This is a genomic window from Streptomyces sp. CRN 30, from assembly GCF_034105845.1.
Genome location: NZ_JAVRHI010000326.1, coordinates 1 through 20,034, shown reverse-complemented (window position 1 = coordinate 20,034; position 20,034 = coordinate 1). Strand labels below are relative to the sequence as shown.

General features: G+C 72.8%; 14 protein-coding genes and 1 pseudogene. 6 read left to right on the top strand and 9 right to left on the bottom strand.

Translation table 11 applies throughout. The annotated features are described in order from the left end of the window. Both UW392_RS34875 and UW392_RS34870 read left to right on the top strand, forming a co-directional pair. On the top strand, window positions 1–1,363 hold a 1,363-nt coding region (locus tag UW392_RS34875; protein WP_414496734.1), incomplete at its 5' end, for a PspC domain-containing protein. Next, window positions 1,350–1,622, top strand: coding sequence for a hypothetical protein (locus tag UW392_RS34870; RefSeq protein WP_320779210.1), 273 nt, complete (start codon window positions 1,350–1,352; stop codon window positions 1,620–1,622). The genes UW392_RS34875 and UW392_RS34870, both read left to right, overlap by 14 nt. Before the next feature lie 262 nt (window positions 1,623–1,884). Here UW392_RS34870 and UW392_RS34865 read toward each other — a convergent pair whose 3' ends face one another. Together UW392_RS34865 and UW392_RS34860 are read right to left on the bottom strand one after the other, a co-directional pair. Next, window positions 1,885–2,409 carry a DoxX family protein gene (locus UW392_RS34865; RefSeq protein WP_320779209.1) on the bottom strand — a complete coding sequence of 175 codons (525 nt, stop codon included), beginning with the start codon at window positions 2,407–2,409 and terminating at the stop codon, window positions 1,885–1,887. Window positions 2,410–2,591: 182 nt separating this feature from the next. Further along, window positions 2,592–3,866, bottom strand: coding sequence for a hypothetical protein (locus UW392_RS34860; RefSeq protein WP_320779208.1), 1,275 nt, complete (start codon window positions 3,864–3,866; stop codon window positions 2,592–2,594). A gap of 167 nt (window positions 3,867–4,033) precedes the next feature. Between UW392_RS34860 and UW392_RS34855 the strand changes: the two genes are divergently transcribed. Beyond that, complete coding sequence (locus UW392_RS34855; RefSeq protein ID WP_320779207.1) at window positions 4,034–4,927, top strand: DUF4429 domain-containing protein; 894 nt, start codon at window positions 4,034–4,036, stop codon at window positions 4,925–4,927. A 39-nt stretch (window positions 4,928–4,966) separates the two neighbouring features. Here the strand turns inward: UW392_RS34855 and UW392_RS34850 are convergent, their stop codons facing one another. Next, window positions 4,967–5,770 (bottom strand): class II aldolase/adducin family protein, encoded by an 804-nt coding sequence (locus UW392_RS34850; RefSeq protein WP_320779206.1) that lies wholly within the window; start codon window positions 5,768–5,770, stop codon window positions 4,967–4,969. A gap of 182 nt (window positions 5,771–5,952) precedes the next feature. Between UW392_RS34850 and UW392_RS34845 the strand changes: the two genes are divergently transcribed. Next, the gene (locus UW392_RS34845) at window positions 5,953–6,540 is read left to right on the top strand and encodes a pyridoxamine 5'-phosphate oxidase family protein (protein WP_320779205.1); all 588 of its coding nucleotides are present in this window, start codon (window positions 5,953–5,955) and stop codon (window positions 6,538–6,540) included. A gap of 66 nt (window positions 6,541–6,606) precedes the next feature. On the opposite strand, the gene guaA is transcribed toward UW392_RS34845, so the two are convergent. Beyond that, the gene (guaA, locus tag UW392_RS34840) at window positions 6,607–8,190 is read right to left on the bottom strand and encodes a glutamine-hydrolyzing GMP synthase (RefSeq protein WP_320779204.1); all 1,584 of its coding nucleotides are present in this window, start codon (window positions 8,188–8,190) and stop codon (window positions 6,607–6,609) included. 397 nt (window positions 8,191–8,587) lie between these two features. On the opposite strand from guaA, the gene UW392_RS34835 reads away from it, so the two are divergent. Both UW392_RS34835 and UW392_RS34830 read left to right on the top strand, forming a co-directional pair. Beyond that, window positions 8,588–8,947: a chorismate mutase gene (locus UW392_RS34835; protein WP_320779211.1), complete on the top strand. Its 360-nt coding sequence runs from the start codon at window positions 8,588–8,590 to the stop codon at window positions 8,945–8,947. 685 nt (window positions 8,948–9,632) lie between these two features. Next, entirely contained in the window at window positions 9,633–10,628 is a 996-nt protein-coding gene (locus tag UW392_RS34830; RefSeq protein ID WP_320779203.1) for an LPXTG cell wall anchor domain-containing protein, read from the top strand. A gap of 117 nt (window positions 10,629–10,745) precedes the next feature. Here the strand turns inward: UW392_RS34830 and UW392_RS34825 are convergent, their stop codons facing one another. The 5 genes and pseudogenes from UW392_RS34825 to UW392_RS34805 all read right to left on the bottom strand — a co-directional run. Next, a complete protein-coding gene (locus tag UW392_RS34825) occupies window positions 10,746–12,650 on the bottom strand; it encodes a GMC oxidoreductase (protein WP_320779202.1) in 1,905 nt (634 codons plus the stop codon). A 40-nt stretch (window positions 12,651–12,690) separates the two neighbouring features. Further along, complete coding sequence (locus tag UW392_RS34820; protein ID WP_320779201.1) at window positions 12,691–14,352, bottom strand: succinic semialdehyde dehydrogenase; 1,662 nt, start codon at window positions 14,350–14,352, stop codon at window positions 12,691–12,693. A 304-nt stretch (window positions 14,353–14,656) separates the two neighbouring features. Then, the gene (locus UW392_RS34815) at window positions 14,657–15,796 is read right to left on the bottom strand and encodes a serine/threonine-protein kinase (protein ID WP_320779200.1); all 1,140 of its coding nucleotides are present in this window, start codon (window positions 15,794–15,796) and stop codon (window positions 14,657–14,659) included. 120 nt (window positions 15,797–15,916) lie between these two features. Beyond that, a complete protein-coding gene (locus UW392_RS34810; protein ID WP_320779199.1) occupies window positions 15,917–17,947 on the bottom strand; it encodes a serine/threonine-protein kinase in 2,031 nt (676 codons plus the stop codon). Window positions 17,948–18,118: 171 nt separating this feature from the next. Then, window positions 18,119–19,939, bottom strand: a pseudogene (locus tag UW392_RS34805) (serine/threonine protein kinase); the annotation flags it as partial. Window positions 19,940–20,034: the final 95 nt, after the last annotated feature.

Sequence of the window (20,034 nt, the reverse complement as noted above, 5' to 3'; positions counted from 1 at the left end):
GGGTGCCGGAGCCGCCGGTGCGGCTCGGGGCGTCGGCGTGGCCGGCGGCGCGGTGCCGGGCTCAGGCGCCGGGGAGGGGGCGGACGGCACCGGACCGCCGCACCGGTTCCGGCGCGACCCGCGGCACAAGGTGCTGGCCGGGGTCTGTGCCGGCCTCGGGCGGCAGTGCGACATGGACCCGGTGATCTTCCGGATCACGCTGGCCGTGCTCTCCGCGACCGGCGGCCTCGGCCTGCTCTTCTACGGCTTCGCCTGGCTGTTCGTCGCGGCCGACGACGAGGACGAGAACGAGGTGCGCAAGCTGCTGACCGGCCGGGTGACCGGCCAGGCACTGGCGGCCGTGCTGTTCGCCCTCGTCGGCTGTGGGGTCTTCCTGACCATGCTGAAGAACGGCGGGGTGCTGACCTTCGCAGTCGTCCTCTCCCTCCTCCTGGCGGGCGCCGGTTACTGGTCGCGCCACCGCGGTACCCCCGGGCCCGACCCGATAGCCGCGCAGGCCGTCGCCGACGCCCCGCCGGAGGCCCAGGCCCCGCCGATCACCTACACCTGGCCCTCGTGGTGGCGCGAGCCCATCGTCAAGGACGGCTCCCACGTCGGCGGCACGGGATACCTGTGGGGGCCACGGGACTCCCGCGACCGGGACATCGCGGCCGCCGTCAACATCAGCCTGGGCGACTACGACGACACCGACCTGCGGCCCCCGCCCGTCCGGCAGCCGCGGCCACGCGGGCCGCGCGGGATCGGCGGCTGGATCTTCCTGCTGGCGGTCGCCGCGGGTGTTCTCGGGACCCGGGCCGGGTGGGGTGAGCAGGCGCTGGGCACCAGTCTCCAGACCGGCCTGTCCTGCGCGCTCGTCGTCTTCGGACTGGGCATCGCGATCAGCGCCTTCCTCGGACGCACAGGGGCGGGTTCGGTCTTCCTGGCGATCGTCACGGCGGGACTGCTCGCCGCGTCGGCCGCCCTGCCGAAGGACATCGACACCGAGTGGGTGCGCTCCGACTGGTCCCCCGCCTCGCCGGCGGAGGTCCGCGACCGGTACGAGGTGGGCACGGGCGTCGGCACGCTGGATCTGTCCCGGGTGGAAGTGGGCGCGGGCCGGACGGTCACCACCCGGGCCGAGGTCGGCCTGGGCAAGATACGGGTCGTCGTACCCCGGGACGTGACCGTGCGGCTGGACGTGGAGGTCGGACTGGGCGACATCCAGTTGCCGGGCGACGACGAGAAGGACGTGGATGTGGCACCGGACAAGCACGAGCGGACGACCCTGAAGCCGGCCGCGGGCGGCGGCAAGGGCGCCGGGACGCTGGAGCTCGACCTGGAGGTCGGGCTGGGACAGGCGGAGGTGACCCGTGCTGCGTCATGAGTTCCAGCCGGGGCGGCTGGTGGCCGGGGCCTTCCTCATAACGGCGGGTGTCGTCTACGCCGGCGACGCGGGCGGTCTGTGGGAGGCACCGTGGTTCGTGCTGATCCCCCTCGTCGTCGGCGGCCTCTGCCTGGCGGGAGCGACGGCGACCGTGACGCGGGGCGTGCGGCGGCGGCATCGGACGGTGAACCGGCCGGTCACCGGTACCACCGCCGGTCCCGGGGCGGGACCGGCGGACCGGACGGACGCCCGGGACTGAGCCGCCGCACCCGGCCGCCGGACACCGGGTGCGCGGTCCTGGCCGGCCACCGTGCCGCCACTCGCGAGCGGCCATCCGCCACTCGCGAGCAGCCATCCACTACTCGCGATCCACCACTCGCCATTCGCGCGCCGTCGGCCCGCCGCCATCTCCGATCCGCCGGCCGCGATCCGCCAGCCGCCGCCGATCCCGATCCCGATCCGCCAGCCGTCGGTCATCAGCCGTCAGCCGTCAGCCGCGACCAACGGCCACCAACGGTCCGCTACCGATACACGCCCCTGCTCCGACGCCGCCGCGTACGGAGCCAGGCGTCCAGCGACAGCACCTGCGCCCCGGCCAGGATGAGCGGGGTCCAGCAGAACAGATAGGGGAGATCGTTGCCGTAGTAGTAGGGATCGGACGCCCAGCTCACGGTCAGCCACAGGCTGAGGGAGATCAGCGCGCCGCCGAGGGCCGCGAGCCGGGTGAGGAGGCCGAGCAGGGCGCCGATGCCGACGGCCAGTTCTCCGAGGGCGATGGCGTAGCCGAAGCCGGGTGGGCTCTTCAGGGCCAGGTCGACCAGGGCGGGGATCGCCGAGGAGTCGCGGACGCTGCGCATCAGGTCGCCGACGGAGCCGGCGCCGGAGTCCTTCATGAAGGCGCTGTCGGTCAGTTTGTCCAGACCGGCGTAGATGAACGTGATGCCCAGGAAGATCCGGAGAGGAAGGAGGGCGTAATGAGCGGCGGTGTCGCGCCAGCCCCTGGGACCGTCGATATGGGCCGTGTCCGTACGCATGCCGTGAGTCATAGCTGCCAGCCGCCTCTCGCCCGCGCGTGCCGAGACCCCTTCGACGACCATACGTACGACGCGGAGGGGGCGCTCAATCCTGGTGAGCCCACATTGTTCCCGACCGGACCGATTTCTGACCGGTACGGACCGCGAGGCCTACCGGTCCACCATGGTCCTCCCCACCTCGGCCCGCGGTGGGCTCACTCCATGACGTCGACCACGCAGCGGTTGGTCTCCACACCGGCCGCTGTCACGACCTGGACCTCGACGCGGCCCGGCTCGACGTCCGCCGGGACCGGGACGGTCAGGAGCGTGTCGGTGGGGTTGCTGAAACCCCCGGCGACGGGGACCAGCGGGACGTGGACGTTGACGGCGCCGATCCGCACCACCATCCGCGACAGCCGGTCCGCGGTCTGCGCTCCCGGCGGCACGAATCCCGCGCCCCGGATCTCGATGTCGTCGCCGGTCCGGATGGGTCCGTCCAGGTCCCCGGCCTCCCGTGCGCGCACCACGGAGAGGACGACCGGACGGCCCCCTTCGGCGTACTTCCCGGCCAGGTACGTCGCCGCCGACACCAGTACCAGGACCGCCAGGCCCCACGGCAGATCGGGCAGCTGCTCCGGACGCCGGGCCAGGCGTACCGCGGCGAAGGCCAGGGCCACCGTGTTGATGACGACGAACTGGATGTCGGCGAAGGTGCCGCGGCCCGCGTCGTCCGTCAGCAGGTCGGCCGCCCGCGGCCGGTCGGCGCGGACCTTCTGCAGCCGCTGGCTCAGCACCCGCGTGCCGACCACCCGGCGGACGAGGACGGCGATGCCGCTGACCACGGCCAGTACGGTGACCACGCCGGCACCGCGGCTCAGTTCCAGGCCGGAGATGAGGGCGTCGCGCTGTCCGTGCGCGGAGGCCAGGGCGAGCTGGCCCACCAGGACCAGGACGGCGTACGCGACGAAGAGCACCCAGGCTGCCGCCACCGAGCGGGACGTGGAGAGCCGGTTGTCCTCACCGATGGCCGGGGCCAGCACTCCGCCCCGGGCGCGGTGGAGCCAGGACGCCGTCGTCAGTGCGGCGGCCACGACCACGGCCGCCACCAGTCCGGCGGTCCGGGCGTGCGTCCAGCCGGTGCCCACGGCGGTGAGCGCCTGGACCAGCAGCAGGACGACCACGGCCGCGCCCACCGAGACGGCGGCGCGACGCCAGAGGCCGGCGAGCCAGGCGCCGCCCTCGGCCCGGCCGCGTTCGGCGACGAGCCCGGCGGACTGGGTCAGTTCCTCGGAGACCCACTGCCGGGACGCCGACGCCGAGTGGGCCACCGCGGCCGGCAGCCCCTGGCCCGCCGCGAACTCGTCCCGTCGCAGCGCGAACTCGGCGACCGCCCGCCGATGTCCCTCACGTGCGCCGTGCGGGCAGTCCCCGCACGCGCATCCGCCCCCGTGCGTGCCCGCCCCACCGTGTCTCGCCTCCTGTACCGCCACGCCCGACGTCCACCTTCCGCACCCTTGCGACCACGCCCACAACTCCCCTGGGGCGAAAGCGAATTGTGCCCTACACCATCTCGCTCGCGTCGGGCGCCCCCGGCCCTCACTGCTCAGCACGAGTGAGGAACGGTCCGCAGTGTTGACCCGGCTGCGAGAATTCCCTTATGGCCGAGATCATCCAGCGCGACGGGGCCTGGGCCTTCGACGGCAGCACGGTCAGGATCACACCGGGCCTGCACCGCTCGGTGCCGCTCTTCCGGCAGACGTACGGGGAGGTCGCCGTGCCGCTGGAGGCGGTCTCGGGCATCGTCTTCGAGCCCGAACGCAGACGCGGGCGGCTGCGCTTACGGCTCCGGGAGGGTGCGGACCCCCTGCTCCAGGCGACCGGTGGGCGGCTGCCCGACGCTGCGAACCCCTACCGGCTGGCGGTGGACGTCGACCGCGCCGGGATCGCCGAGTACGTCGCCGAGGAGATCCGCCGCGCGCTGCTGCTCGACCGGGTACCCAAGGAGCCGGCCAAGACCTATCTGCTGCCCGGCCCGCCGGTCCCCGTCTCGGTCCGGTCCTCCGACGGCACCGTCTCCTTCGACGGCACCCAGGTGCGGATCGACTGGGCGGACACCTCCGACCGGGTCAAGCGCGCGACGGGCCCGCGCATCATCCACGTGAGTGAGCTGGCGCAGGTCGAGTGGCTGCCCAACTCCGGTTACGAGGACGGCTACCTGCGGTTCGTCACCCGGGAGACGGTGTTCTCCAAGCTGCCGCCGGAGAAGGACCCGTACGCCCTGGACCTGTGGGGCAACGCCCGCCGGGATCTGCTGACCGCGCTCGTCGCGACCGCTGTCACGGCCCGGCTGCCGCATCCCTCGGTGCGGGCCGCCCTCGGCCCCGGCGAGGACCCGGACGACCGGCGTCCGCCGCTCGCGGCGGGGGCACGGAGCGACCATCACGACGTACTGCTGCGCCGGTTGAGGGAGTTGGGGCGGCTGCATCACGACGGTGTTCTGACGGACGAGGAGTTCGCGATGACCAAGGCGGTCATACTCCGGGGGTTCTGAGCGCGTCCGGAGCGACAGGGGAGGCTGGTGGCGCTGTGGTCAGTCCAGCAGTTCCGGTTCGCTGCGGGTCATCTCGCGCCACAGTGGCTGGTAGTTGATCCACGCGACCAGGTCCCCGCCGAGCTGCTCCCAGGTCGCCGACGCCTGGCGGTGGTCGATCAGGACCGGCCGGCCCGCCGCCTTCGCCGTGAGCTGCACCTGGCAGCAGCGTTCCATCGACAGGAACCACCAGGCCGCCGCGTCGACCGAGTCGCCGACCGTCAGCAGGCCGTGGTTGCGCAGCACCAGCGCCTTGCGGGAGCCGAGCGCCGTGGCGATGCGCCGCCCTTCCTCGGCGTCGACCGAGACGCCGCTGTAGGAGTCGTAGAGGGCGTGGTCCTCGTAGAAGGCACAGCTCTCCTGGGTGATGGGGTCGAGCAGTTCGCCGAGGGCAGCGAGCGCGCGGCCGTGCACCGAGTGGCAGTGGGCGACGGCGACGACGTCCGGGCGGGCCGCGTGCACCTGGGAGTGCACGGTGAACGCGGCCTGGTTGACGTGGTAGCGGCCCTCGATCACCTGGCCCTCGGCGTTGGCCAGGACCAGGTCGCTCACCGTGACGTGGCGGAACGGCAGGCCGAAGGGGTTGACCCAGAAGCAGTCGGTGAATTCGGGGTCGCGGGCGGTGATGTGGCCGGAGACCCCGTCCTCCAGGCCGTGCCGTCCGAAGACGCGCAGGGCGCTCGCGAGCCGTTCCTTGCGGTGCCGGCGCTCGTCCCCGATCGAGTCGTGCCGTGGCGGCATGGCGAACTGGAGCTGATCGAGAGGCAGCGGCGGGGGCGGAGCGCCCCCGGACGTCCCGTGCATGTGTCCTCCGGCACTGGGTTGCTTACGGGGCGGAAGTTACCCTCGGTGAGCCGGGTAAGACAGTTCTGTTCCGTAAATATGCGCGACAGGTGCCGGGCAGGCACGGGACGGGTGGGAAACGTCCGGCTCGGTTCGGTTGAAACCAGACAGAAGGTGTCGGGTTTACGCGTCACGCTCGCCCTATGAGTATCCGTCGAGAGAGCCTCGCTTCAGCCGCCTGGTCGTCCTTCGCCGCCGTCGAGCCGACGCTCGCCGCCATTGTCGAGCGGCGCTTCGGGGCGTACCGGCACCATGTGCTCGCGACGCTGCGCCGGGACGGTTCGCCCCGCACCAGCGGGCTGGAGGTCCGTATCCAGGGCGGGGAGCTGTGGCTCGGCATGATGCCGGGCTCGCTCAAGGCGCTGGACCTGCGCCGCGACCCGCGTTTCGCGCTCCAGGCCAACCCGGGGCCCGGCACCGACATGTACGGGGGCGACGTACGGATCGCCGGGCGGGCGGTCGAGGTGCCGGACGGGCCCGCGAAGGCCGAGTACGTGGAAGAGGTGGAACCGCCGCAGCCGTTCCACCTCTTCCGTACCGAGCTGACCGAGGTCACGCGGACCTACGTCGAGGACGCCAAGGCCGCCAGGGACGCACAGGACACACAGGACACACAGGACACACAGGACGCCAAGCACACCGCCGACGCCGAGGACGTCGGGGAGGAGGCGTACCTCGTCGTCGAGGTCTGGAAGCCCGGGGAGCCGCTGCGCACCGTCAAGCGCGTCTAGCGGCCAGTGCCTCCACGGTGGCCGCATTGGCCACCGTGGCCAGTGTGGCGGCGGTGGCCCGGGAGGTCACTCCCACTCGATGGTCCCCGGCGGCTTCGACGTCACGTCGAGGACGACCCGGTTGACGTCCTTGACCTCGTTGGTGATGCGGGTGGAGATGCGGGAGAGGACGTCGTACGGCAGCCGGGACCAGTCGGCGGTCATGGCGTCCTCGGACGAGACCGGGCGCAGGACGATCGGGTGGCCGTAGGTGCGGCCGTCGCCCTGGACGCCGACCGAGCGGACGTCGGCGAGCAGCACGACCGGGCACTGCCAGATCTCGCGGTCGAGGCCGGCCGCGGTCAGTTCCTCGCGGGCGATGGCGTCGGCCTCGCGCAGCAGGTCCAGGCGCTCCTTGGTGACCTCGCCGACGATGCGGATGCCGAGGCCGGGGCCCGGGAAGGGCTGGCGCTGGACGATCTCGTCGGGGAGGCCCAGCTCGGCGCCGACCGCGCGGACCTCGTCCTTGAACAGCTGGCGCAGCGGCTCGACCAGCTCGAACTCGATGTCGTCGGGGAGCCCGCCCACGTTGTGGTGGGACTTGATGTTCGCGGTGCCGGTGCCGCCGCCGGACTCGACGATGTCCGGGTAGAGCGTGCCCTGCACGAGGAAGGCGACCTCGGGGCCGTCCTCCTGGAGGATCTCCAGCTGCGCCTGCTCGAAGACGCGGATGAACTCGCGCCCGATGATCTTCCGCTTCTGCTCCGGGTCCGAGACCCCGGCGAGCGCCTTCAGGAACCGTTCGCTGGCGTCGACGACCTTGAGGTTGGCGCCGGTCGCGGCCACGAAGTCCTTCTCGACCTGCTCGGTCTCGCCCTTGCGCATCAGGCCGTGGTCGACATAGACGCAGGTCAGCTGGGAGCCGATGGCCTTCTGCACGAGGGCCGCGGCGACCGCGGAGTCCACACCGCCGGAGAGGCCGCAGATGGCGCGCTTGTCGCCGACCTGCTCGCGGATCGCGGCGACCTGCTCCTCGATCACGTTGCCGGTGGTCCAATCGGGGGCGAGGCCCGCGCCGCGGTACAGGAAGTGCTCCAGCACCTGCTGACCGTGGGTGGAGTGCATCACCTCGGGGTGGTACTGGACGCCGTAGAGCTTCTTCTCGTCGTTCTCGAAGGCGGCGACCGGGACGACGTCCGTGGAGGCGGTCACAGTGAAGCCCTCGGGGGCGGCGGAGCAGGCGTCGCCGTGCGACATCCAGACCGCCTGCGCGTCCGGGGTGCCCTCGAAGAGGGTGGAGGACGACTTGGAGACGGCGAGGTCGGTACGGCCGTACTCGCGGGCGCCGGTGTTGTCGACCGTGCCGCCGAGGGTCTGCGCCATCAGCTGGAAGCCATAGCACATGCCGAAGACGGGGACGTCGGCCTCGAAGATCGCGCGGTCGAGGCGGGGGGCGCCCTCCGCGTACACCGACGAGGGACCGCCGGACAGGATGATGGCCGCCGGCTTCTTGGCGAGCATCTCCTCGACCGGCATGGTGCTCGGCACGATCTCGCTGTAGACCCGGGCCTCGCGGACGCGGCGGGCGATGAGCTGGGCGTACTGCGCGCCGAAGTCGACGACCAGAACGGTGTCGGGGGCGGCGTTGGCAGCGGAAGTCGCTGATGACACGGGGTGCCTTCCGGCGGTCGGGCGGGGGTCTTGTGACTCCGATTCTACCGAGGCGCCCGCGTGGACCGTCCCGAACCGTCCCGTCCGGTCTCCGCCTCCGCCCGTCTCACCATGCGAACCGGCTTGGCCACCCTGTGTCCCCACGGCATACTGGCTCCATGCTCACGCACCAGGCTTTCCTGTTTACCTATGGCACCCGGCCCGCCGGCTGCCATGGTCGTGCTGCTTGAGCAACTGACAAGCGACTTCCCAGGCGCCCCGGGCCGACAGGCCCGGGGCGCCTGGCGTTTTCCCGGTTCTGTCGTCTCCGGGGCGCTCCGTCCGACGAGGAGCCCCCGTGACCACCGCCATCTCCGAGACCACCGCCACCGCCACCCCCACGGCCCCCGCCACCCCCATGGCCCCCGCCGCCTCCGCCACCCCCGCCACCCCCGCCACCCCCGCCACAATCACCACACTCTCCGATCCCGCCGATCCCTCCGCCGCCGACGTGACCGGCGCCCGCACCGCCGAGGCCGCCGAGGTGATCTCCGGGGCACGGGAACGCATCGACGCGCTCGACGACCGGATCATCGGGCTGATCCAGGAACGGGCGGCCGTCTCGGCCGTCATCCAGGAGGCCCGGATCACCTCCGGCGGCCGGCGCGTGAATCTCTCCCGCGAGAACGAGGTCCTCGGCCACTACCGCGAGGCCCTCGGCAAGCCGGGCACGTCCCTCGCCATGACCCTGCTGGAGCTGTGCCGGGGTCGCATCTGAGTTCGGGGCCGCTCTCACCCGTACGGCGCGTGACCGGTCGCCGCGCGGCTTCGTTGGTCCCGATGTCCGTGCCAGCCAGGGGCGGGCCCGAAAGAACCACGCGTGGCTCACTGGGGCGATGAGACGTACGGATCATGCCGTACGTCGTGGGACCTCGCCCCAGGTAAGTGACCGGACGGCAGGGGACAGCAGCCCGGTCACCCAGGAGAACGGTCGGCCCCGGGGACGCCCGGGGCCGACCGGCGGAAATTGCCCAAGTCCGGGTCAAAAGGTTGCGGAGGCCGCTCCCCATCCCGCACGATGCGTTCAGCACCCAAGTCCCCCCATACTCGACCGGCCTGCCCTGCGCCGACGCGCTCGGGCATCCTCGGCCGACGGCGCGACCCCCCGGCGCCGTTTCCCGAGCACCGGCGCCGCCCTGACGCCGGTGCCGACCGAAGAAGGGCCCCGCGGAGACGTCCCGCGGGGCCCTTCTTTTTTTCTGCCCATGACGCCCCGACGTTTATGTGACGCAGGCCACATAAGAATCGCGTGAGAAAGCGGACAACCATTCACGGCGCTCGCCGATCAAACGTGTGTCCCAAGGGCCCCACCCGCGCCCCACCGCGGAGGCATCTCCGACGTCCGTGCTGCGCCCCAGCGGTACGCCTGACACTCCGAGGTCTTCATGAAGCTTCGCCGCGCCATGGCTGCAGCGGCCGCGACGGCAGTGATAGCCCCCGTGGCGCTGCTCGCCGCGCCGGTCGCGTACGCCACCGAGAGCACGTCGCCCGAACCGAGCGTCTCCACGTCGGCGACCGAGGGCACCGGCACGCCGCCGGCCGAGTCCGCCACGCAGACCGCGCCCGAGGAGAACCCGTCCACGACGCCTCCCGCCGAGAACACTCCTCCGGCGGAGAGCACCTCCCCGCCGGAGAACACCACCTCGCCCTCGGCGGATCCGACGGTCACCAACAGCACCTCGCCGTCCCCCAGCGCGTCGGAGACCGAGGGCACGGAGTCCCCGGAGCCCGGGCCGACCGAGTGCGCCGACGGCACTGCCGACGTCATCATCAGCGGCCTGCCCGGCAAGATCGCGGCGGGCAGCGGCTGGCACGAGTTCACCCTCACCGTCGCGAACAACACCGACGCCACGATGAAGAACCTGGACTACCTCGCCGGCGCCTCCGCCGACGAGGGTGCCGAGGACCTCTTCACCACCGGGCAGATCAGCCTGCAGGCGTTCAACCCGCAGACGAAGGCGTGGGAAACGCTCAGCGAGGACGGCTACGCCATCGGCTGGGTCGGCTACTCCGAGGAACTGGCCCCCGACCACGAGGTCGAGATCCCGCTGCGCATCGACGTGAAGAAGAGCGCGCCGGCCGGCGCCGCCTTCTCCATCGGCGCGACCATCTACGGCGACGAGTCCGGTGAGTGCTACGGCTACGGCTACGCCGCCTACAAGTTCCAGATCGTCGCCGCCGGCACGGACACCACCGGCACCAAGCCGCAGACCGGCGGCAAGGCGCCCGTCTCCACGACGAAGCCCGCGGCCGACACCCCGAAGGTCACCGGCAACCTCGCCGAGACCGGCGCCGGCTCCGCGCTGCCCGTGATCGGCCTCGTCGGCGGCTTCGCCGTCGTCGCCGGTGCCGGCGCGGTGTACACGGTGCGGCGCCGCAAGGCCGGTACGCCGGCCTGACGTCACGCGGCCTGGCGTCACCCGGCCTGACGTCACCGGGCCTGGCGTCGGACAGGCGTCACGCAGACAGGGAAGGACCCGCGCTCGGAGGGGGGTGCGGGTCCTTTCTTCCTCTTATTACTTCTTCGGCGGCACCGTCGGTACGCCCAGCAACGGCAGCGGCAGCCGCAGCCGCAGCGCGCCGTACGCGTCCGCCGGGACCACCGGCGCCTCGGGCTCGACGGCGGCGAGGCGTTCGTACGCCGTTCCCTGCGCCGGGCGCGGGTCGGCCTCGCCCTTGTTCGGCCAGTACGACACGGCCCGCTCGGCCTGCGCCGTTATGGTCAGGGACGGGTTGACGCCCAGGTTGGCCGAGACCGCCGAGCCGTCGACGACGGAGATGCCCGGGTGGCCGTAGAGCCGGTGGTACGGGTCTATGACGCCGGTCTCGCGGGAGGCTCCTATCGGGCAGCCGCCGAGGAAGTGGGCGGTGAGCGGGGTGCCCATCAGTTCGCCCACGTTGGAGCCGGCGAAACCGTTGATCTCCTCGGCGAGGGCGGAGGCGCTCTCGGTGGCCGCCGCTATCTGCTTGGGGTTGGGCGCGCCGTGGCCCTGCCGGGCGGTGAGCAGGCCCTTGCCGACGCCCGCCGGTTTCAGGTACGTCGTCAAGGAGTTGTCCAGCGACTGCATCACCAGGCCGATGATGGTCCGCTCCGACCAGCGGCGGTTGGACAGGGAGCGCAGGACCAGCAGCGGGTGCCTGGCCGCGTTGGCGAGGAAGCCCAGGACGCGGGCCGTGCCGGAGCCGGTCTGTCCCGCGTACGGGACCTGGAGGATCGACAGGCCGCCCATCGCGTTGGAGCCCTTGCCGTAGCGGACCGGTTCGATGTGGGTGCTGGCGTCCGGGTGGATCGAGGAGGTGATGGCGACGCCGCGGGTGAAGTCGGCGCGCGGTTCGCCGGTGGCCTTGCGGTAGCGCCGGTCGTCGGTCTGGGCGCCGACCAGGGCCTCGGAGTTGGTGCGCGTGAGCGCGCCGAGCCGGTCCGATATGTACGGCAGTTGACCGCCGGCCTTCATCCGGTGCAGCAGCGTCTGGGTGCCGTAGGTCCCGGCGGCGAGGACCACCCGGCGTGCGGTGAGAGTGCGGCCCTCGCCCTTGCGCCCGCGGTCGGTGGGGAGGGTGGCCACCGCGTAGCCGCCGCGGGAGTCGTCCGTCACGGAGACCACCGTCGTCATGGGGTGGACGACCGCGCCCGCCTTCTCGGCGAGGTAGAGGTAATTCTCGTTGAGGGTGTTCTTCGCACCGTGGCGGCAGCCGGTCATGCACTCGCCGCACTCGTTGCAGGCGCTGCGTTCGGGCCCCACGCCGCCGAAGTAGGGATCGGGGACCCGCTCCCCCGGTTTCGCCCGTGCTGTGCCGTCGGCGTCCTCGCCGTCGCCGAAGAAGACGCCGACCGGGGCCATGTGGAAGGTGTCGCCGCAGCCCATCCGCTCGGCGGCGGCCTTCAGATGGACGTCGGACGGGGTGGTCGTGGGGTTGATCCGGACGCCGAGCATGCGCCGCGCCTGGTCGTAGTAGGGCGCCAGCTCGTCCTTCCAGTCGGTGATGTCGCGCCACTGGGGGTCGTCGAAGAACGGCTCGGGCGGTACGTAGAGGGTGTTGGCGTAGTTGAGGGAGCCGCCGCCCACGCCCGCGCCTGCCAGGACCATGACATTTCCGAGCAGATGGATGCGCTGGAGGCCGAACATGCCGAGCCGGGGCGCCCAGAGGTAGTTCTTCAGGTCCCAGGAGTTCTTCGGCAGCGAGGCGCGGGTGAAGCGGCGGCCGGCCTCCAGTACGCCCACCCGGTAGCCCTTCTCGGTGAGGCGCAGCGCGGAGACCGAGCCGCCGAAACCCGACCCGACGACGATCACGTCGTAGTCGTAAGCGCCGTCACGCGCGCCGTCACGTACGCCGTCGCGAGCGCCGTCGTGGGCGCCATCACGTACGCCGTCACGGGCGCCGTCGTGAGCGCCGTCGCGGGCGTCGTCATGGTGGGACATGTGCTCTCCTCGTCGAGAACGGGGGGGGTAAGGCAGCGGGTCAGCGCATGCGGAGCGCCTTCATCACGCGCAGGCTGCGGCTCATGAACGCGGCGTACTTGGCGTCGTCCATGCCGAACGACGGGGCCATCGGCAGCAGCCGCTGGGCCGCGACGGTCTGGGCCTCGGTGTACTTGAGGATGCCCTCGGACCCGTGCCGGCGGCCGAGGCCGGACTCCTTCATGCCGCCCATCGGCGCCTCGACACTGCCGTACGCCGACGCGTAGCCCTCGTTGACGTTGACGGTGCCGGTACGCAGCCGGACGGCGACCTCGCGGGCGCGGCGGGCGTCCTTGGTCCAGACCGAGGAGTTGAGCCCGTACGGCGTCGAGTTGGCGCGTTCGACGGCCTCGTCCACGGTCTTGAACCGGTACACGGAGACGACCGGGCCGAACGTCTCCTCCGCGCACACGGACATGGTCTCCGTGACACCGTCGAGGACGGTCGGCTCGTAGAAGAAGGGGCCGATGTCGGGGCGGGCGACACCGCCCGCGACGATCCGCGCGCCCCGCGCGACGGCGTCCTCGACGTGCCGCTTGACGGTCTCCAGCTGCTGCCCGCTGACGAGGGAGCCCATGTCGGCGCCGTAGGCGAGGGCGTTGCCCAGCCGCATCGCCCGGACGCGGGCCGCGAAGCGCTCCAGGAAGGCGTCGGCGACCGACTCGTGGACCAGGAGCCGCTCGATGGAGACGCAGAGCTGCCCGGCGGAGGAGAAGCAGGCGCGGACGGCGCCGGCGGCGGCCTTGTCGACGTCGGCGTCGTCCAGCACCAGCATGGCGTTCTTGCCGCCGAGTTCGAGGGAGACCCCGACCAGGCGGTCGGCGGCGATCTGGGCGACCTCGCGGCCGGTGCGGGTGGAACCGGTGAAGGAGATGTAGTCGCCGTGCTTGACGATCTCGGGGCCGACGACCGGGCCGAGACCGATGACGGCCTGGAGGACGTCGGCCGGAAGACCGGCCTCGATCAGCAGGTCACGGGCCCACAGCGCGGTCAGGCAGGACTCGGTGTCCGGCTTCATCACGACCGCGTTGCCCGCGACGAGGGCGGGCAGGGCGTCGCCCGCGGACAGCTCCAGGGGGTAGTTCCAGGGGACGATCTGACCGACCACGCCCCGGGGGTGGCGCACCTCGGTGGCCTGGGTCAGGACCGGTACGGCGCCGGCGTGGCGGCGCGGCTTGAGGTAGGCGGCGGCGCGGCGGCCGTAGTGCCGGGCTGCGACGGCGACCGCCTGGACCTCCTCGTGGGCGTGCAGCCGTGCCTTGCCGGTCTCCAGTTGGATGAGGTCGAGGACCTCGGCCTGGCGTTCGAGCAGCAGGTCGTGGAAGCGGAGCAGGACGGCCGCGCGCTGCCGTACGGGGGTGCGCGCCCAGGCCGGCTGGGCGGCGCGGGCCCGGTCGAACGCCTCGGCCACGTCCTCGGGGGTCGACTCGGGGAGATCGGCGAGCTTCTCGCCGGTGAACGGGGCGTGGTTGACCGTCCGGCCGGAGCCGATCACGCCCTTGGTGAGCTGGGCGACCAGCTCGGGGGTGACCACGTCGGCGGCGGTGCGGGCGCCCTGCGGAGCCGGGGCGAGGGGGTTGGTGCCGGTCCGCTCCGCGGCTGTCGCCGTCTCGTCGGTCTTGTCGGTCTTCTCGGCCGGGTCCAGGGCCTGCGCGTCCGTCATGAGCGGCAGGGTATGCCGCGGCGGAGCCGTTGTGTACCCGTCGGTAATCGAGATTCACCGACTACTCACACGGCGCCAGTGATCGCTGGCAACGAATGTCCTGATCAGGGGGTTAGGTGGTCGGGGAGGGCGCGGGCGATTTTCCGGGGCCGGGCAGCAGTGCGGGGTGGGGTGGGGCTCCGGGCGCGGGGACGGGTGGGGGTCCGGGTACGGGGGCGGGCGCGGGGACGGGTGGGGGTCCGGGTACGGGGGCAAGTGGACGTCCGTCGGTACAAGTGCCGCCCGCGCGCCTCCGCTCGCCGCCCTACTCGGTCACGGCGACGCCCTCCGAGGGCGACACCGGCGGTTCGGACGAGGCTGCGGGTGACGACGGCGTACGGGTCACGGTGACCGTCGCCGTAGGCACCGGGGACGGCGGCCGGGAGCCGGACGGCCCCGTACCGGGCACCGACGCCGTCGACGTGGGACCGTGGTCGCCGCCCCCGTCCCCGCCGCCGTCCACCAGCAGGGCCGTGGCGGTCAGACCCGCGCCCGCCGCCGCGGCGACCAGCAGTGCCGCGGTGAGTACGGCGCGCCGGGAGAACCGCCGCCGCCCGCCGTCCGGCGCGGGGGTGCGCCCCGTGGTCAGGTACGCCTGAAGCAGCCGCTCCGACTCCGTCGCGTTCAGCCGCCGGGTGGGGTCGCGTTCGAGCAGGCCGGTGATGACGGGCAGGAGCGGCCCGGCCTCCGGGGGTGGCTGGATCTCCGCCATCACGACGGCGTGCAGGATGCCGCCCAGCGACTCCCGGCGGAACGGGGACGCGCCGCTGAGGATCTCGCACAGCAGCGCGCCCAGCGACCACAGGTCGGACTCCGGTCCGGCCACGCCCCCGGACATGCCCTCGGGAGCTGTGTACTCGGGCGAGCCGACGAAGGTCCCGGACTCGGTGAGCGTGGTCGCGCCCGGCACCTGCGCCACGCCGAAGTCGGTGAGCACGATCCGGCCGCCGTCGGCGACCAGCACGTTCGACGGCTTCACGTCCCGGTGCAGGACACCGGCCTCGTGCGCGGTGCGCAGCGCGCCGAGCAGCGCGAGGCCGATCCGGGCCGCCGCGGGGTGGTCGACGGGACCGTACCGGGCGATGCGGTCGGCGAGCGATCCGCCGGCGACCAATTCCATCACTATGTACGGACGTTCGTCGTCCTCGACGACATCGTGCACGACGATGATGTGCGGGTGGCTGAGCTGCGCGACCGCGCGGGCCTCGCGCAGGGTGCGGTCCCGCCGCAGCCGGGCCTCGGCCACCGACAGGGACTCGTCGTGCGGCAGTTCCTTGACGGCGACACGCCGGCCGAGCAGTTCGTCGGTCGCGCTCCACACGACGCCCATGCCGCCGCGCCCGAGCCGCGACTGAAGCCGGTAACGGCCCGCGATGACACGCCCGCCCGCCCCCTCGGTCACCATGGGCCCATCATGCCCCACGGTACGGGCCGAACCGGAACCGCCGGAACAGCGGTGGCCGACAACCGACGCAGCGGCCGGGCCGCCCTGCCGGACGCCGTCGCGACGACGCGGCCGTCCGCGTCAGCCGGTCCCCTCCTGCCAGCCGCGCAGCACGGTCTCGAACTGCTCGTCGGCCGTCGCCCAGTCCTCGGCGGGCGACGACATGTAGATGGCGTACTCGACGCCGTCCCGCGACAGGTACATCTCCTCGGCGGCGCGGCGCGGCCCGGGAAACGACGTGTCCTTGGCCAGCGCCGTCCAGGTGTACTCCCACCGGGCGCTGGGCCGGTCCCGGTAGTTGTTCTCCTTCAGCGTCACCCGCTCGTAGTCGACCAGCCGCTGGAGCTGAACCTCCAGGTCCTGCTGGTGGGCGTACGGGCTGTCGAAGTCGGGGGAGGTGTCGACGGCGACGCGCAGGAAGTGTTCGCCGCCGTCGGGTGAGTAGTCGACCTGCTTCAGGCCGTTCTCGTCGCTGAACTCCTGGCGGGTCCAGTTCTCCGGCAGGTAGAGGCTGAAACCGAACGGGTCCTCCTTGCGGACCCAGCCGTCGGGTACGGAAGCACCGCCGTCGACGGAGTCCTCGGCGTCCTGGGAGTTCTCCGAGTCCTGGGCGTCCTCGGAGCCCGTCCCCTCACCGGACGTCGCCGAGGCCGAGCCGGAGACGGAGGACGGGGCACCGCCCCCGGCCTCGCCGTCGCCTTCCGTGCCGCGCAGCAGCAGGGCGACTCCGCCGCCGACCAGGGCGGCGACGACGACCACGGCCACCACGGTGGCGCGCCGACGGGACCGGCGGGCCGGCGAGGCGACAGCGGTGGAGGCGGTGGGCGTCCCACCGCCGGGTCCATGGCCGACGGGCGCGTAACCGGCAGGTGTCGCACCGGCGGGGGCGTATCCCGCCGGGGTCGCACCGGCGGGAGTGTGCCCCGGCGTGTACGGCCCTACGGGCGCCTGCCCGGCCGCGTACGCGCCCGCCCCCGGATACGCCCCCGGAGGGGTGTGCGTACCCGGCACCCCGGTCTCCGTCGCTGCCGCGGCAGCTGCGGCAGCCGCGGCACCGGAGTCGACGGCCGTCGGTGTCGGTATCGGCGCAGGTGTCGGCGTCGGTGTCCCCGTCGGCACCGGTGCAGGTGCGGCCGTCGGCGTGACGGCCGTAGGCCCGGTCGCCGACGGCTGTCCCACGCCGTCGCCCGGGACCGGCCGGCCCTCCGCGTCCGTTCTGCCGTCGCGCGCACCGGCGTACTGGTCCCGGTACTGGTCCCGGTACCGCGTCGGCACGTACGCCTGCGCCGCGCTGGGCCGCCGTCCCTCCGCCGCTTCCGCGAGCATCTGCTCGGCCTCGGCGGACGACGGTCTCGTGGCCGGATCCTTGCGCAGCAGGGCGCTGATGACGGGCTCCAGCGCATCGGCGTAGCGCGGGTGTTCGACCTCCTCCTCGACCACCGCCTGCATGGTCGTCAGCGGTGAGGTGCGCCGGAACGGTGACCTGCCCTCCACCGCCGTGTACAGCGTCGCGCCGAGCGCCCACAGGTCGGAGGAGGGACCGGGGTCGTGGCCGCGGACGCGTTCGGGCGCCAGATAGTCGACCGAGCCGACGACCTCGCCCGTCCGCGTGATGGTGGTGTCGCCCTCTATCTGCGCGATGCCGAAGTCGGTGAGCAGGACCCGGCCGTCCGCGCCCAGCAGGACGTTGCCGGGTTTGACGTCGCGGTGCAGCACCCCCGCGGCGTGCGCGGCGCTCAGCGCGCGCAGCACCCACAGGCCGACCCGCGCCGCCTCGCGCGGCTCGACGCGTTCGTCGTCCTTCACCGCGTCGGCCAGCGAACGGCCCTCGACCAGTTCCATCACGATCCACGGCCGGCCGTCGTGCTCCAGCACGTCGTGGACGGTGACGACGGCCGGGTGGTTGATCCGCGCGGCCGCGCGCGCCTCGCCCCGGGTCCGGGTCAGCAGTACGGACCGGTCGCTCTCGTTGACGTAGAGCGCGGCGGTCAACTCCTTGATGGCCACGGCCCGATGCAGCACTTCGTCGTGGGCTCGCCACACGCGTCCCATGCCACCGCTGCCGATGGTGTCGCCGAGCCGGTAGCGGCCCGCTAGGAGCTGACCCTGCATCTGATTCACGTTGCCCCGCAATGCTCTTGACAGAGCCAGCGTAGGGACCGGTCCGCGTCCAGGGAACCGGCGGGGTACCCCGGAGACCACTCTGTGACGGTTGTCGCTTTCTGTTCTTTCGGGCAACCAGAGTGACTCAAGAAGCGTCACGGAATCGCCGTGACGGACCGGTCAGCCGGTGTACTGATAAGTAGCCGACGCCTGCTCGAACAGCCGTGTGACTTCGTCGCGTTCGGCTTCCGGGCCACGCACCTGCACCACGTGGTAGTGCCCGTCCATCAGGATCGCGAGGTTGCGCACGTACAGCTCACCGCCGTCGTCGCCGGTCCAGGTGAACTGCCCCTCCGCCATGGACCGTCCGCCCACCTCTATGGACTTCAGCCCGGCCGAGGTGGCCCAGCTGGAGTCGCGGTAGGGCTGCAGCTCCGGCTCCCGGTCCCGCTGGTACATCATCGGGTCGGAACCGAACTCTCCGGTGGCGTCCCGCCCGGGGACGACGATCAGCTCGAAGCCGCCCTTGCCGTAGACGATCTGACCGCGTCCGTTGACGGCGGTGCGGTCCCAGCCCTTGGCCACGGCGACCCGGAAGCCCTCCGGGTCCTTGCGCAGGGTGAAGCCGTCGGCGGCACCGGGCTGCGTGGTCTGCGGATCGGTGGAGCCCGCGGAGCGCGAGGGGCTCGCCTCGCCCTTCGGCGACTCGCGCTCGGGCCGGGGCTCGTCGCTCGCGTCCGACTCCTCGGCGGTCGGCGCCCGGCCCGCCTCGCCCGCGGCCCCGGTACGGTCCGTCCCGCCGGTGTCCTCGTTCTTCGGCATGAAGAGCATGGCGTACGCGATGAGCGCGGCCATGCCGAGCAGTATCAGCAGGAGCAGGATCCGGCCGAGCCGGCGCGGTGACCCCGTGCCCTGCTTCGCCCGTTTGTGCCGTCCGTGGTGGGCGGGCAGCCCGGCCTTCCGCCGGCGCACCAGTTCGCCCCGGCGGCGCACGATCGGCAGCCGGCTGGCGTCGGCGGGCGGCGCGGGTACGACGTTCAGACCGGCGTCGGGTTCCGGCGCCGACCGCACCAGGGAGCGCAGCCAGCCGCGCAGCTCCTCGAAGTCGAGCCGCTCGGTGGGGTCCTGGCGCAGCAGCGACTCCACGACCGGCCGCAGCGGCCCGCACTCCTCGGCGAACGCCGGCGGCTCCGCGCACACCAGCTGCACCAGCTCGGCCGTGGAGTCCTCCGGGTACGGGGCGTGCCCCTGTACCGCCCGGAAGAGCAGCGCGCCGAGCGCCCACAGGTCGGTCGCCGGTCCGATGGGCGGCGCGAGCTGCCAGTTCTCGTGCACGGGACCGGCCTGCTCGGGCGCCCAGCGCTCGGTCACCGGCCCGACCACGGCCATCCGCGCCTGCCGCGCCCGCTCGGCGGCGAGCGCGGTGGCCGGCCCCCGCCGTACGGGCCGGTCGGCGACGAGATCGTCCCAGCGACCGGACGCGGAAGCGGAGGCGGAAGCGGAAGCGGAAGGGGCCGAGGGTGCGACGGTCTCGGGCAGCGCGGGGTGCTGTGACCGGCCGTTCGGCGCGGCGCCGGGAGGGGCGGGCTCGGCGGACGGGGCCGGGAACCCGTGGGGTCCGGCGGCGGGCCCACCCGAGAAGGCGGTGTGCCCGGGGGCCGGGGAACCACCGGGCAGCGTGGACCGGTCACCGGGGACCGGGGAACCACCGGGCAGCGTGGACCGATCGCCGGGGACCGGGGAGCCACCGGGCAGCGTGGACCGATCGCCGGGGACCGGGGAACCGCCGGGCAGGGTGGGCCGGTCACCGGCCTGCCGGGGCGGGGCGGTGCGCCAGGACGTCGTACGGACGCCGTAGGGGTCGACGATCTGGCCGGGCGGCGGTCCGCCGGGGGCCATGGACGCGCCCGGACCCTGCGGCAGGGCGTTCCCCTCGGGGGCGGGACGCGCCCCGGGCAGGGCCGCCCGGCCGTCCTGTGCCTCCTGGATGCGGGCCGCGGCGCACCGTCAGACGTCCCTCGGTGCCGAGGGTGACGTCGGCGGCGAAGCGCAGGCGAAGGGGGGTGTCGGCGCAGACCGCCGACGCGGTGCCGTTC

What these genes read in the sequence shown, in the direction of transcription:
- UW392_RS34825 (WP_320779202.1), bottom strand. Translation starts at nt 12,650, where the DNA reads ATGTCCCACCATGACGACGCCCGCGACGGCGCTCACGACGGCGCCCGT.
- UW392_RS34830 (WP_320779203.1), top strand. Translation starts at nt 9,633, where the DNA reads ATGGCTGCAGCGGCCGCGACGGCAGTGATAGCCCCCGTGGCGCTGCTC.
- UW392_RS34815 (WP_320779200.1), bottom strand. Translation starts at nt 15,796, where the DNA reads ATGGTGACCGAGGGGGCGGGCGGGCGTGTCATCGCGGGCCGTTACCGG.
- UW392_RS34855 (WP_320779207.1), top strand. Translation starts at nt 4,034, where the DNA reads ATGGCCGAGATCATCCAGCGCGACGGGGCCTGGGCCTTCGACGGCAGC.
- UW392_RS34845 (WP_320779205.1), top strand. Translation starts at nt 5,953, where the DNA reads ATGAGTATCCGTCGAGAGAGCCTCGCTTCAGCCGCCTGGTCGTCCTTC.
- UW392_RS34835 (WP_320779211.1), top strand. Translation starts at nt 8,588, where the DNA reads ATGGCCCCCGCCGCCTCCGCCACCCCCGCCACCCCCGCCACCCCCGCC.
- UW392_RS34810 (WP_320779199.1), bottom strand. Translation starts at nt 17,947, where the DNA reads ATGCAGGGTCAGCTCCTAGCGGGCCGCTACCGGCTCGGCGACACCATC.
- UW392_RS34865 (WP_320779209.1), bottom strand. Translation starts at nt 2,409, where the DNA reads ATGACTCACGGCATGCGTACGGACACGGCCCATATCGACGGTCCCAGG.
- UW392_RS34850 (WP_320779206.1), bottom strand. Translation starts at nt 5,770, where the DNA reads ATGCACGGGACGTCCGGGGGCGCTCCGCCCCCGCCGCTGCCTCTCGAT.
- UW392_RS34820 (WP_320779201.1), bottom strand. Translation starts at nt 14,352, where the DNA reads ATGACGGACGCGCAGGCCCTGGACCCGGCCGAGAAGACCGACAAGACC.